Raw genomic sequence first — 13819 nt, 5'->3', positions numbered from 1 at the left:
GAGGCCGGCCCATGCTCGGCGCTCGGGAACTGGCCTGGATCATTCATAATCGTCACTGAATGCCGAGCGGTGAAATTCCGCCGCCTCCTCCACTTCCGCAACACCGATTTCGCGTACCTCGGGCACGTCCCCTCCGGCCAGCACCTCAAGCACCGCATGCACGCCCCGGGACAGTGAACTGAGGCTGTAGCCACCCTCAAGAACCAGCGCGAGCCGTCCGTCGGCATGAGTCTCGGCCACTTCCTGCACGATGCTGGTGAGCATCTTGAAGCCGTTGTAGGTAAGGTTCATGGCCAGATCATTGCGGTGGGGGTCGAAGCCTGCGGACACAAGCACCAGATCCGGCTTGAAGTAATCCGCCGCTGGTACCAGGATGTCCCGAAACGCCCGTTCAAAGGCAACATCCCCTGCCGTTTCAGGCAGCGGCACGTTGATGGTATAGCCTTCCCCCAGCCCTTCCCCCACTTCCTCCAGATCGCCAGACCCCGGGTAAAAAGGCGCTGCGCAGTGGGTGTCGAAGAACAGCACGTCCGGATCCGCCCAGAAGATGTCCTGAGTACCGTTGCCGTGGTGAGCGTCCCAGTCGATGATCAGAATCCGCTCACAGCCGAGCTTGGCCTGGGCGTGCGCCGCCGCAATGGCAACGTTATTGAGTAGACAAAAGCCGCGTGCACGCACGGGTTCGGCATGGTGCCCAGGCGGCCGAATCAGGGCAAACGCACTCTGGCATTCACCCTTGATAACGCTTTCAACGGCCGCAATGGCATTACCCGCAGCAGCGGTGGCAGCCCGGATGCTATCCGGTGACACTGCGGTGGTGTCTTTGTCCAGCCAGGCGCGCTTGCCAGCCAGGGAAAAAACATGATCCAGATAGGAGGTCGTGTGAACCCTGGCCAGTTGATCATAGGTCGCGGCTGCGGCGCCAGTGCGCCAATGCACTCCCTCAATCGGGTTTTCGTCAAGGAACTCTTTGACGGCACTTATCCTGCCCGGGTGTTCCGGATAGCTCCATTTGAAGTCCAGTCCCTGGAGGATAGACCGTACCCGCTTCTCGACCCGACTGGGCACGAAGGGCAGGTCCACCTCAGGATTGTGTCCCAGCATGATCTCGTCATAGAACACGTTGACGCTTCGATCTCCGATCATGAACGGTTTCCTTTCTTATCGTTGGTTTCCCGCCAGCGCCTGGCTGACACTGGACGTAAACGCTGCCGCCCGTACCCCAGTCGGTTTAAAGCCCAGCCGGGTCCAGGCCTCCTTTGCTTCCTTGTTGGAGGCCGAATATTCAAGAATCAGTTCGGACGCGTGATGCGCCTCGGCAAACGTAACAAGTTCACGCAACAGGGCCTTGAAGATACCCATTCTTCGGAACTCCGGTTCTACCCAGATATCGTCAATGATGCCTGATTTGTACTCCACGGATTCGGACTGTTCCCAGATACCCTGGCTTCGCCAGATATAAACATAGCCCATACCAACGAGACCGGCAGTGTGATGCTCCGCCACCACCAGCCGCTTGTTCGGATCGTCGAGCGCTGTGTGCAGGGTTCGGAGCAGTCGCTTGTATTCACTTTGTTTAAGCTCGTGCGGGGGCGCACCGGACACGTGCAAGGCTAGCTTGGCGAGAAAATCCACAAGCTCGGGGAGGTCACCTTCCCGGGCTTCCCGGATGATGTACTCTCTTCGGTTGCCCGATCGCTTTCCGGACATGCAGGGCTCTCCAGGCAAGACTTGGACTATATGAAAGCTTAGACGCTCTCCATGAACCCTACAAAAGTCGACGCTTGGCATAGTGCAATGTTCAGGGTACCGTCCCAGGCATCCCTTTTAACTGACAGGCGGTTTCCATGTCCTTCTTCCGACTCCACGAACAGGCCGTACTGCAGAAAGGCGGCGAAGCCGAGGTGAAAGCCCGGCTCCCGAGAGTGGCCACGGCCGAGGAGCTTGCTGCGCTGGGCGATGATCGTTATCTCTCCGAGATCACCCGCTGCATTTTCAAGGCGGGGTTTGTCTGGCGGGTCATCGAGAATAAATGGCCCCAGTTCGAGGCGGCGTTCGAGGGCTTCGTGCCACTGTACTGGCAGCAGGTGCCGCCCGAGGTGCTGGAGCAACTGGCGGGCGATGAAAGAATCGTTCGCAACGCCCAGAAGATTCAGACGGTTCCCGAGAACGCACGCATGATCGTGGAAACGGCCCGGGAACACGGCAGCTTCGGGAAGTTCCTCGCGAGCTGGCCCCACAGCGATCAGGCGGGTCTACTACTGTGGCTGAAACGTAATGGCGCGCGACTCGGCGGCAACAGCGCTCAATATTTCCTGCGCCGGGTTGGCTGGGATGGGTTCATTCTCTCCCGCGATGTGATCGCGGGCCTGCAGCGGGAAGAGCTGCTGGATGCGTCCCCCACCAGCAAGAAAGGACTGCTGCAGGCACAGCAGGCCTTCAATCGCTGGCACGAAGAGACCGGGCTGCCGTACAGTCACCTGTCACGCATACTTTCCATGACACTGGGCTGAGCGCTCCCGCACAACACCTCTGAGTGTCTTTCCCGGCAATCTCTCGCCTGTCAGTAAGGGATGTAGTCCGATTCATCATCGACCACTTTTGCAAAGCGCCCTGCCCGCCAGTCGGCTTTCGCCGATTCAATCCGGTCCTTGATGGACGAGACAAAATTCCATTCGATAAACCGCTTCCCCAGCGGTTCGCCACCGATCAGGGCGATCCTTGTATCGTCCTGGGCGGTAACCGAAACCCCGGGCTCATTGCTCAGGACCGCCATGCTGTGGGCCTCAATCTCTGAGCCATGGGCCTTGAGAGAGCCGCTCACCACATAGAGGCCCCGCTCGGTTGACTCTGGCAGCACCAGGCTCTGCCCTGCCCTCAGAAACGCTTCCAGGTACAGCGTATCGCTGTGCCGGATAACCGGTGATGTCTGGCCATAGGCACTTCCGATCATGATCCGTACAGTGACCCCATTCACCTCCACGGAAGGAATCTCCGAAGCCGGGTAGTGGTAGAAAGCAGGGTCTGCCTCCTCGTCATGTTCGGGCAACGCCAACCAGAGTTGCAGCCCGTGGACCCGATGGGCCTGTGCGGTCACTTCCGGCCGCTCCCGCTCCGAATGGGCAATGCCACGTCCCGCCACCATCAGGTTGATGTCTCCAGGTCGAATGGGCTGAAAACTGCCAACGGAATCCCGGTGCAGTATCTCCCCGTCGAACAAATAGGTGACTGTGGCGAGACCAATGTGTGGGTGCGGCCGAACGTTGACACCCTCCCCCGGGGGAAAATCCGCCGGGCCCATTTCGTCAAAGAAAATCCAGGGCCCCACCATCCTCTGCTTTGCGGTCGGCAGGAGCCGCCTAACCGAAAATCCCCCGAGGTCTGCAACTCTGGGACTCAAAATCAGTTTTATGGCGCTGCATGGCGCCACTGTTTCACCGCAGGACTGCTCGGCCTCTCCCATCAAATTACTCATGACTCATCCTCCCTGTGTATCGGTTTATGTTAGCCGATTCCCAACACACCCGAGAGCACCTCCCATCAGTGCTACGCCATTCTTGTGTTTTTAGTAATAATCATTATCATTCGCTTCTGCATTTCATAACAGGAGATTCCAAAACCATGAACCTTCCTTTCCGCCGCCGCTGCGGCTTTATCGCCCTGGCCTCGCTGATGGGCACTCCGCTGGTCGCCCTGGCACAGTCCGACGCCAGCGAAACCGAGGAGCTTGCCCCACTGGACGTGGTGTCAGACGCGATCACAGCGCCGGAACACATGGATCTTGAGAAGCGGCCCCAGGTCGGCAAACAGAACGTGGCCATTGAGGAGCAGCCTTACTCGGTGTCCGTTGTCGATGAACAGTTCATCCAGGATTCCGGCGCCAAGACCATTCAGGATGCGCTTCTTTACACCCCGGGTGTTTACGCAGGCTCTTTCGGCTTTGACACCCGAATCGATTCAGCCACGGTACGTGGTGTGGATGCCGGCCGCTATCTGGACGGCCTGCGCCAGATTTATGGTTCCTACAACACGGTGCGCAGCAACGTTTATGCACTGGAGAGCATCGAAGTGCTGAAAGGGCCCTCCTCCATGCTCTACGGTCAGAGTGACCTCGGCGGTATCATCAACGCCGTCTCCAAGCGGCCCGAAAAGGAACAGGCCGGAGAGATCTGGGCCCAATACGGCACCTTCGATCGTAAACAGTTGGCGGTGGATGTTACCGGCCCCGCAACCGAAGACGGCGAGCTGCTCTATCGGCTTATCGCGCTGGGTCGCGACAGCGATACCCAGGTGGATTACGTTGAAGACGACGGCTATGTGCTCTCTCCTTCCCTCACCTGGCGCCCCTCGGAAGATACCAGCCTGACCCTGCTGCTGAACCGGCAGGAAAACAAGGGCCAGGTGTCAGCGCAGTTCCTGCCCCAGGCCGGCACGCTTGACCCGGGCTCGCAGGGCTTCATTGGCTCGGAGCGGTTCGTGGGCGAACCGGGATGGGACCGGTACGACCGGGAAAAGACCGAAGCCACCGTGTTCCTGGACCACCGCCTGAATGCCAACTGGGCGGTATCTACCACCGCTCGATATACCGACTCCAGCGCGGAAACCCGGGAACACTGGATCACCATTCCCAGCGTTCCGGATGCCAACGGCGAGGTGCCACGCACCATCTACACCGTCGATGCCGAAACCCGTATCTTCAACCTCGATGCCCGGCTCGAAGGTGACATCAAACTCGCCAACACCCGCCACCGTCTGATCATCGGCGCCGACCGTCAGGATGCCCGGTGGGAGCAGTCCAATTATTTCTACGGTTACGGCCTCGGCGGCACCTTTGACGTTTACGATCCGCAGTACGGCAACCTCAACGCCGGTGTCATTACCCCCTCTGACCGACCGGATAATGAGATCGAGCAGATCGGTGTGTACGTCGCAGACCACATTGAAATAGGACCTGTGGTTGTGTCTGCCGGCCTGCGCCACGACTGGGCTGAAAACCGCCGGCTGGCCGTTTCCGGGGCGGATACCGTCAGTGACGAGGAGGCCACAACCGGCCGCGCAGGTTTGATGTACCGCTTCGAGAACGGTATCTCCCCGTACATCAGCTACGCGGAAGCCTTCAGCATGAATCTTGGCACCGATGGCACCGCCTCTGCCGGCACCCTGGAGCCGACCACCGGCGAGCAGCAGGAAGCGGGCGTGAAATACGTATCGCCGGACAGCTCCCTCGGCATTTCCGCGGCCTACTTCGACATTACCCAGGAAAACCGGGTGAGCGATGGACAAACGCCCGGCGGTGTAGAGCAGACTGGCGCGGTCATCAACGGCTGGGAGCTGCAGGTGAACAAGCGCTGGCAGCGCTTCGAGACCCAGCTGGCCTACACCGATCTGAACGCAGACAACGATGCCACCGGCAACCGACTGCCCTACGTGGCCGAGCGCCAGGCCTCCTGGTGGAACCAGCTGTTCCTGGGTAGTAACTGGCGTTTCGGTGCCGGTGTACGCTATGTGGGCGACAACGTAGGTTCCGGCGGTGGCCCGGTGGTGCCCTCAGTGACCCTCTACGACGCCATGGTTGGCTACACCTGGGGCCAGTGGGACTTCAGCGTTGATGCCAAGAACCTGGCCGATGAAGAATACATCACCTGGTGCCGGTACGACGGCGGCGACTGCGGCTACGGAGAACGCCGTACCGTCAATGCCAACGCCAAATACCGGTTCTGAGCTTTCTGCAATCTGCCCGCTCGTGAAAGCCGCCCGCCCTCAATGCGGGCGGCTTTTTCATTTGCTGCCTGAAAACTGGGTCCGGGTTCGCCCCAGCAGCTATAGTGAGACCCACGGGAATCGCCCGTGACCTTCTGTATTGAAAAGCGGACACTACGGAGATTATCCATGCAAACCATTGGTCTGTTGGGAGGCATGAGCTGGGAATCCACGCAAACCTATTACCGGCTGATCAATGAAGGTATCAAAGCCCGGCTGGGTGGCCTCCATTCGGCAAAACTGGTGCTCTTCAGCGTTGACTTCGCCGAGATCGAAGCGCTGCAACACAAGGGAGACTGGCCCGCCACGGCAGACATTCTTTCTCGCGCCGCCGCATCACTTCAAAAGGCCGGGGCCGACTTCCTCCTTATCGGCACCAACACCATGCACAAGGTAGCACCCGAGATTGAACAGGCCGTTCAGATTCCCCTGTTGCACATCGCCGATGCCACGGCCCAGGTGCTCAGAAACGATGGCATAGACCGCGTTGGGCTGCTGGGAACACGTTTCACCATGGAACAGGCATTTTACCGGGAACGGCTGGAGAAGGCCGGCATTGAGGTTCTTACTCCGGATGAGTTGCAGCGGGAAACGGTGCATCAGGTAATCTACGAGGAGCTGTGCCAGGGTAACATCCAGGCCAATTCGCGGGATGCTTACCTGGACATCGTAACTTCACTCTCCGGCCGTGGCGCGCAGGCGGTGATTCTGGGCTGCACCGAAATCGGCCTGCTGATCAATCAGAAGGACACCGAGGTACCGCTGTACGACACCACGGCAATCCACGCCATGCAGGCCGTTGACCGGGCACTGGCAGATCCGTAAAAACCGACCAAGACGAACACCCGCAAAAACTGGATAATGGCCGCCATTCGTCGGAAGCTCCCGGGCTGCGGCACGCCAAATTCTCCGATCCAGGTGTTTTGTCATGGAAATCAACGTCAATTTTCTCGAGAACCTTCGGCTGGAAGCCAAATTTGACGATTTCACGGTGGTGACGGACCAGCCCATCCGCTACAAGGGCGACGGCTCCGCCCCCAGCCCGTTTGATTATTTCCTGGCCTCGTCGGCGCTTTGTGCGGCCTATTTTGTGCGGGTTTACTGTCTGGCGCGGGACATCCCCACCGAGAACATCCGGCTGTCCCAGAACAACATCGTGGACCCGGAGAATCGCTACAACCAGATCTTCAAGATCTCCGTGGAACTGCCCGAGGACATCTCCGAGAAGGATCGTCAGGGCATCCTGCGCTCCATCGACCGCTGCACCGTGAAAAAAGTGGTACAGACCGGCCCCACCTTCGAGATTGAAACCGTTGAGAATCTGGACGCCGACGCCCAGGCCCTGCTGATGACGCAGCCCGACGGTGGCAGCCAGACCTTTATCGAGGGCAAGGACCTGCCGCTGGAGCAGACCATCGCCAATATGACCGGCATTCTCGAAGAGCTGGGCATGAAGATCGAAATTGCCTCCTGGCGCAATATCGTGCCCCACGTCTGGTCGCTGCACATCCGCGACGCCGCCTCCCCAATGTGTTTCACCAACGGCAAGGGCGCCAGCAAGGAGAGTGCCCTGTGCTCGGCCCTGGGTGAATTCATCGAGCGGCTGAACTGCAACTTCTTCTACAACGATCAGTTCTTCGGCGAAGAAATCGCCAACAGCGAGTTCGTGCATTATCCGAACGAAAAGTGGTTCAAACCCGGCCCGGATGACGAGCTGCCGGAAGGTATCCTGGACGATCACTGCCTGGCCATCTACAACCCGGACGGCGACCTTCGGGGCTCCAACCTGATCGATACCAACTCCGGTCGGGCAGACCGCGGCATCGTTTCCCTCCCCTTTGTGCGCAAATCAGACGGTGAGGTGGTCTACTTTCCCTCTAACCTGATCGAAAACCTTTTCCTGAGCAACGGCATGAGTGCCGGTAACACGCTGGCCGAGGCGGAGGTGCAGTGCCTCTCTGAAATTTTCGAGCGGGCGGTGAAAAAAGAAATCATCGAGCAGGAAATCGCCCTGCCGGATGTGCCGCGGGAGGTGCTGGAACAGTATCCGGATATCCTCGAGGGTATTCAGGCGCTGGAAGCCCAGGGCTTCCCAACCCTGGTGAAAGACGCCTCCCTGGGCGGTCAGTTCCCGGTGATGTGCGTCACCCTTATGAACCCGCGAACCGGCGGCGTGTTTGCCTCCTTCGGTGCCCATCCGAGCTTTGAGGTGGCCCTGGAGCGAAGCCTGACCGAGCTGCTTCAGGGCCGCAGCTTTGAGGGCCTGAACGACGTGCCACCGCCCACCTTCAACAGCCTGGCGGTGACCGAGCCGAACAACTTTGTTGAGCACTTTATCGATTCCACCGGCGTTGTTTCCTGGCGCTTCTTCAGTGCCCGGTCCGACTACGAGTTCGTGGAATGGGATTTCTCCGGCACCACCGCCGAAGAGGCCGACCGCCTGTTCGGTATCCTCCAGGACCTGGGCAAGGAAGTGTACGTGGCCGTGTACGAGGAACTGGGCGCGCCGGTGTGCCGGATTCTGGTCCCCGGCTATTCCGAGGTGTACCCGGTGGAAGACCTGATCATGGACAACACCAACATGGCCCTCGACTACCGGGAAGACATCCTCAACCTGCACCGCCTGAGTGACGACCAACTGGCCGATCTCGTGGAGCGCCTGGAGGAAAGCCAGCTCGACAACTACATGACCATCATCACCCTGATTGGCGTGGAGTTCGACGAGAACACCGTCTGGGGCCAGCTCACCATCCTGGAGCTGAAGATCCTGATCTGTCTTGCTCTACAGTGGCACGAGGAAGCGCTGGAATTTGTCGACATGTTCCTGCAGTTCAACGACAACACCGTGGAGCGAGGTCTGTTCTATCGCGCCATGGCGGCGGTGCTTGAGGTAGCCCTGGATGAAGAGATGGAACTGGAAGATTACCTCACCAACTTCACCCGGATGTTCGGCGAGCAAACCATGGATGCGGTGGTCGGCTCGGTGAACGGCACCGTGCGTTTCCATGGCCTCGAGCCCACCAACATGCAACTGGAAGGACTGGACAAGCACCAGCGTCTGATCGAGAGCTACAAGAAGCTCCATACGGCCCGAGCGGCCCGCGCCGGCCTGGCCTGATCGCCGCGGCAACCAACTTGGACAACCGTGCTGCTGGCGCAGCGCGGACTCTCCCGAGTCATCCCGCAACATAACAAGTAGCCTATTTTCGTTTAATGCCCGTACACCTTTAGAGTTGTCCGACCATTTCCGGCACAAACGAAAACAGGAGCCTTGCGATGAGCAATCCGGTGATCGCTGATAACAAGCCGAAGAAAGTCAGCCTGAAGAAAGGAAAAGAATACGCGTTCTGCGTGTGCGGTCGCTCCAGCGACCAGCCCTTCTGTGACGGTTCCCACGCAGACACAGGCTTCAAGCCGAAAGTCTTCAAGGCGGAAAAAGACGAGGAGGCGGTGCTGTGCCAGTGCAAGCAGACCGGTAGCGCACCCTACTGCGATGGCACCCACCAGCAATTCAGTGATGACCAGGTTGGCAAGGAAGCGCCCGAGGGCGACGATAGCGGCGACGAGCAATCCGGTGACGCCCCGAAAGCCAGGTCCACGAAAGAAGAACCCACCGTTGAATTTATCCACCAACTGGCCCGGGAAGGCCTGAGCAACATGGGCCACCATGGTCCGACCACGGCCATGGGCGTGCCTCGCCATACCCTGCCTCACTGGGACGATCTGCAACTGATGGTGGCGCAGATGGCCAGCAAGCCCCTGGCAGACGACGCCGACGTGGCCACCGAGCTGGTCATTGGTCCGGAAGCGCGAAAGCCGCTGACCCTCAGCATGCCGCTGTTTGTGTCCGACATGAGTTTTGGGGCTCTGTCCGAGGAGGCAAAAATCGCCCTGGCCCGGGGTGCCGAAATGGCGGGCACCGGCATCTGTTCCGGCGAGGGAGGCATGCTACCGGAGGAGCAGCAGGAGAATTCCCGGTATTTCTACGAGCTGGCCAGCGCCAAGTTTGGCTACAAGGAGGAATTGCTGGAGAAAGTGCAGGCCTTCCACTTCAAGGGCGGCCAGGGCGCGAAGACCGGCACCGGCGGCCATCTGCCCGGTAACAAGAACACCGGCAAGATTTCGGAAGTGCGGAACATCCCCGAGGGCCAGCCGGCCAACTCGCCGCCCACCTTCGAGGATCTGCGCTCGGTGGAGGACTTTCAGCGCTTTGCCGGCCAGGTTCGCGAGATCACCGGGGGCATTCCGGTGGGCTTCAAGCTCAGCGCCAACCACATTGAACGGGATATCCAGTTTGCCCTGGATGCGGGCGCCGACTACATCATTCTGGATGGTCGTGGCGGCGGCACCGGGGCTGCACCGGAAATCTTCCGGGACCACATCAGTGTGCCCACCATTCCAGCCCTGGCCCGGGCCCGCCGTTACCTGGATGATCGCGGCGCGAGCGGTAGGGTCACTTTGATCGTCACCGGCGGGCTGCGGGTGCCCATCGACTTCGTGAAGGCCCTTGCCCTGGGGGCCGATGGGGTTGCGGTAGCCAACAGCGCCATGCAGTCCATCGGCTGCGTAGCAGCGCGCATCTGCAACACCAACAACTGCCCGGCAGGGATCGCTACTCAGAACAAGGACTTGCGCCAGCGCCTGAATGTCGACCAGTCGGCGAAGCAGCTCAAGAATTTCCTGGAGGCGTCAACGTCGTTGATGCAGGTAATGGCCCGGGCCTGCGGGCACGACAGCCTGAGCAAATTCAACATCGATGATCTGTCCACCTGGCATCGGGAGATGGCCCTGTTGAGCGGTGTGCGCTACGCCGGTGTACTCGACCCTTCTGCCTGATGCTCATTACTGGCCGCCAGGGTTCGCACCCGTTCGAAGTCCTCTTCGGTGAACACACCGTTGACTCCGGATATGGCGGCCAGCTTCATGCCATGGCGCAGGCCCAGTTTGTAAATCTCACGGACCTTCTCCCATTCGATGTTACGGCCAAGGGTGAAGTTTTCGAAACGGGCTTCCAGTGCCAGCACGATGGTCTCCGCGAGGCAGGCATAGGCAATGCCCCTGGGCAGGCCGATGTCTTTCATTCGCACATCGCCCGGTAGCTGAATTTCCCCGGATTCGATCACCAGAACGTCCGGGCGTTTGGCCACGTCCTCCGCGGGGATGTCCAGCGGCCTGGCAACATCGGTGATCACACAGCCCGGTTTAACCCTGCTGATGTCGAGAACACGCTTGCCAGCGCCAGACGTCGCGGTGACGATCATGTCCATCTGGCCAAGGTCGCGATCGGCCGAGCCCGCAAGATGAACGATGGCTCCGGGGGTTTCCTGTTCGATGCTTTCCTTCAGGGCCAGGAGTTTGGCCGGCTCCGGCGCCGCCAGGTAGATTTCGTCCACGGCCTTGGCCAGCAATCTGGCGCAAACCGAACCGATGGCGCCGGTGGCGCCGACTACCATGGCCTTGCCGGCAGCCTTTCCATTGGCACCGACGTGTACCCGGCCGATCTTTTTCATGGCCTCATGGGCCGCCCACAGGGCGCCGGAGGCGCTGTAGCTGTTGCCCGTGGTTATCGGCAGCGGCGCCCGCTTTGCCACGGTAATGCCGGCATCCCCCACCACCTTGGTAAAGGCCCCCAGGCCCATGATCTGGGCGCCGAGTTTCTTTGCCAGTTTTGCTGCCTGCAGCAACCGCGCGTAGGTAAATTCCGGTCCGTGGGCCATGATTTCCCGGGGCGTGCCGCCGACTGTGATCAGCCAGCCTTCCGCCTCGTCGCCCGTGGGCGAGCGGATGCCCGAAACCTTCGAGTAGATGAACGGGGGCGTGTAAGCGACGGCCTTTTCCACCAGGTTCATCACCTTTGGGGACGACACACTGGCGATCCAGTCCAGGGGCGGTGTCCTGGTCAGGTATTGTTGCGACAGCGGGTGGATTACGAAGGCAAACCGGTTCACTCGCCGGTAACCCTCGGGATACAGGATACGAGGCTCCAGCCCCAGAGTCTGGATCACATCCAGGTAGTCATCCGGGCCCAGTTGCTCCGGCGTGCGGGCCAGTGCCGCACTGATCATGGCCTCCATTACGTTGACGCCGACGGGTCTGCCCGCCAGCCAGGGGCTGTAATCAACCACCATGGCCACCCGGCGGGAGCGCAGCCAATCCAGTGACGCCTCGGTCACCCGGGAGGTGATCACGGTTTTGCCGTCCAGCTCTTTCTGGCCGAAATGCTCAAGATCCCCCAGGGCGCCCACAATGACGTGAGCCTCGGCAACGGCCTTTTCCAGGGAACCACGCACCAGGCGCTCACCAAGACGATAGACCGGCGTTCTCAGCAGCGCCTCCACGGTTCTCACCGCGGCCGGCCGGAACATCAGGGGCGCAGTCAGGGCGGTATAGGTTTCCAGCTGGTTCAGCGAAGTCAGCAGCCTTGGCACCCCAAAATCAATGTAAGGGTCAGCAAAGAAAAGATTGTCGGTATGCTCCGCCAGCGCCCTGGCAATGCGATAGCCGGCCTGGCCGTTAACGAATAGTACCCGGGCATTGTCGAAGAAGTGGCCCAGTTCTGACTGCGTGTGCCTCACGGCCCACTCCTGCAGGATACCCCGGAGCCCGGCGCCCGTGGTTACGGGTTTGTCGGGGACCACCGCCTCGAGGCGGGCGGTATCGGGATGTTCCAGTCGTTCCCGGCCCACTTCGTAATGATCGTGCACCATGCTCAGGCCAATGGCGTCGGCCTGCTCGTGCACCGAATCCAGCACGGCCTCGGCCCGCGAGAGATCGCCATCCGTGCCCACGCGAATAATCCGGAAAGACTGGCCTAGAAACTCGGTTTCGAGATCGTAATCGTACTCGGAGGAACCCAGGCTTACACTGAAGACGGTTTTCATGGTGCGGCCTTCCCTGTCTGCGGCAGCAGTTATACCAAGCCTAAACCAGATCAGCCGTCCGCACCTTAGCCCAGATCAAATTTCGAAACGCCTGTGAGCGACTACACTCAGAGAACGTGGGACCCTAAGACAGGAGCGTGCTATGACCCTACAGGAAGAACTCGATGCTACCGTCCGGGAGCTGGTGCAGGCCGGCAAAGGAATCCTCGCGGCAGACGAAAGTCACCCGACCATCGCCAAGCGGTTCAAGGCGGTGGGCGTTGAATCCAGTGAAGAAAAACGCCGCGAGTATCGAAGCCTGATTTTCTCCGCATCGGGCCTGGGTGAGTTTATCAGTGGCGTGATCCTGTTCGAGGAAACCCTGGGCCAGACCAGCCTCGACGGGGTGCCCATGGCAAAGTTGCTCGCCAGTAAGGGTATTGTGCCCGGCATCAAGGTCGACAAAGGCAAGCAACCCCTGGTTAATGCGCCCGGCGACGAGATCACCGTAGGGCTGGACGGCCTTGAGGATCGGCTGGAGATTTACAAAAACCAGGGTGCGCGGTTTGCCAAATGGCGCAACGTCTACCACATATCCGACACCCTGCCCTCACGCCAGGCGGTGGAGGCCAATGCAGAAGTCCTCGCTCGCTATGCCGCGATCTGCCAGTCCGTGGGCATCGTGCCTATTGTGGAGCCGGAAGTTCTGATCGATGGCGATCACAGCATTGAGCGGTGCGCCGAGGTCAGCGAAGCGGTGATCCGGGAGGTGTTCCACGCGCTGTACCGCCACCGCGTGGCGCTGGAACAGATGATCCTCAAGCCGAGCATGGTCACACCGGGCAAGGAAAATCCGAAGGCGAGCTCGGAAGAGGTAGCCAGCGCCACACTGGGTGTGTTCCGGCGTTCGGTGCCAGCGGCCGTGCCCGGCATTTTCTTTCTGTCCGGTGGCCAGACGCCTGAGGAGGCCACCGCCAACCTGAACGCCATGAACTCTCTGGGCCAGCAGCCCTGGGCTCTGAGCTTTTCCTACGGTCGGGCACTTCAGGAACCTGCCCAGAAGGCCTGGGCGGGCAACCTGGACAACGGCCCGGACGCCCAGGCCGCCATGCTCAAACGCGCACGGCTCAATGGCGCGGCGCGTTCAGGCAGCTACCGGCCGGACATGGAGGACTAACCGGGCCCGGCCAGTATTGTCA

At 60.2% G+C, this 13819-nt stretch carries 10 protein-coding genes; 6 read left to right on the top strand and 4 right to left on the bottom strand.

All coding sequences use genetic code 11. The annotated features are described in order from the left end of the window. Positions 1-39: 39 nt before the first annotated feature. Both BM344_RS00390 and BM344_RS00385 read right to left on the bottom strand, forming a co-directional pair. A complete protein-coding gene (locus BM344_RS00390) occupies positions 40-1146 on the bottom strand; it encodes a histone deacetylase family protein (RefSeq protein ID WP_091984676.1) in 1107 nt (368 codons plus the stop codon). Positions 1147-1161: 15 nt separating this feature from the next. After that, positions 1162-1710: a GNAT family N-acetyltransferase gene (locus BM344_RS00385; protein WP_091984673.1), complete on the bottom strand. Its 549-nt coding sequence runs from the start codon at positions 1708-1710 to the stop codon at positions 1162-1164. 137 nt (positions 1711-1847) lie between these two features. Between BM344_RS00385 and BM344_RS00380 the strand changes: the two genes are divergently transcribed. After that, positions 1848-2513 carry a DNA-3-methyladenine glycosylase I gene (locus tag BM344_RS00380; RefSeq protein WP_091984670.1) on the top strand — a complete coding sequence of 222 codons (666 nt, stop codon included), beginning with the start codon at positions 1848-1850 and terminating at the stop codon, positions 2511-2513. A gap of 50 nt (positions 2514-2563) precedes the next feature. Here the strand turns inward: BM344_RS00380 and BM344_RS00375 are convergent, their stop codons facing one another. After that, positions 2564-3475, bottom strand: a complete 912-nt coding sequence (locus BM344_RS00375; protein WP_091984667.1) for a pirin family protein — start codon at positions 3473-3475, stop codon at positions 2564-2566. Between the two features lie 146 nt (positions 3476-3621). On the opposite strand from BM344_RS00375, the gene BM344_RS00370 reads away from it, so the two are divergent. From BM344_RS00370 to BM344_RS00355, 4 genes are all read left to right on the top strand, one after another. After that, positions 3622-5721 carry a TonB-dependent siderophore receptor gene (locus BM344_RS00370; RefSeq protein ID WP_091984664.1) on the top strand — a complete coding sequence of 700 codons (2100 nt, stop codon included), beginning with the start codon at positions 3622-3624 and terminating at the stop codon, positions 5719-5721. Positions 5722-5889: 168 nt separating this feature from the next. Beyond that, complete coding sequence (locus tag BM344_RS00365; RefSeq protein WP_091984661.1) at positions 5890-6585, top strand: aspartate/glutamate racemase family protein; 696 nt, start codon at positions 5890-5892, stop codon at positions 6583-6585. Between the two features lie 103 nt (positions 6586-6688). Continuing rightward, on the top strand, positions 6689-8878 hold the full coding sequence (locus BM344_RS00360; RefSeq protein ID WP_091984658.1) for an OsmC domain/YcaO domain-containing protein: 2190 nt from the start codon (positions 6689-6691) through the stop codon (positions 8876-8878). Positions 8879-9036: 158 nt separating this feature from the next. Beyond that, positions 9037-10596: a glutamate synthase-related protein gene (locus BM344_RS00355; RefSeq protein WP_091984655.1), complete on the top strand. Its 1560-nt coding sequence runs from the start codon at positions 9037-9039 to the stop codon at positions 10594-10596. On the opposite strand, the gene BM344_RS00350 is transcribed toward BM344_RS00355, so the two are convergent. Then, positions 10566-12641 (bottom strand): dehydrogenase, encoded by a 2076-nt coding sequence (locus BM344_RS00350; RefSeq protein WP_091984652.1) that lies wholly within the window; start codon positions 12639-12641, stop codon positions 10566-10568. The genes BM344_RS00355 and BM344_RS00350 overlap by 31 nt on opposite strands. Before the next feature lie 142 nt (positions 12642-12783). Here BM344_RS00350 and BM344_RS00345 point away from each other — a divergent pair, with 142 nt between their 5' ends. Next, on the top strand, positions 12784-13797 hold the full coding sequence (locus tag BM344_RS00345) for a class I fructose-bisphosphate aldolase (protein ID WP_091984649.1): 1014 nt from the start codon (positions 12784-12786) through the stop codon (positions 13795-13797). Positions 13798-13819 lie beyond the last annotated feature (22 nt).

Origin of the sequence: Marinobacter gudaonensis (assembly GCF_900115175.1) — a bacterium.
GTDB classification, from domain to species: domain Bacteria; phylum Pseudomonadota; class Gammaproteobacteria; order Pseudomonadales; family Oleiphilaceae; genus Marinobacter; species Marinobacter gudaonensis.
This window is presented reverse-complemented; position numbering and strand designations above follow the sequence as displayed.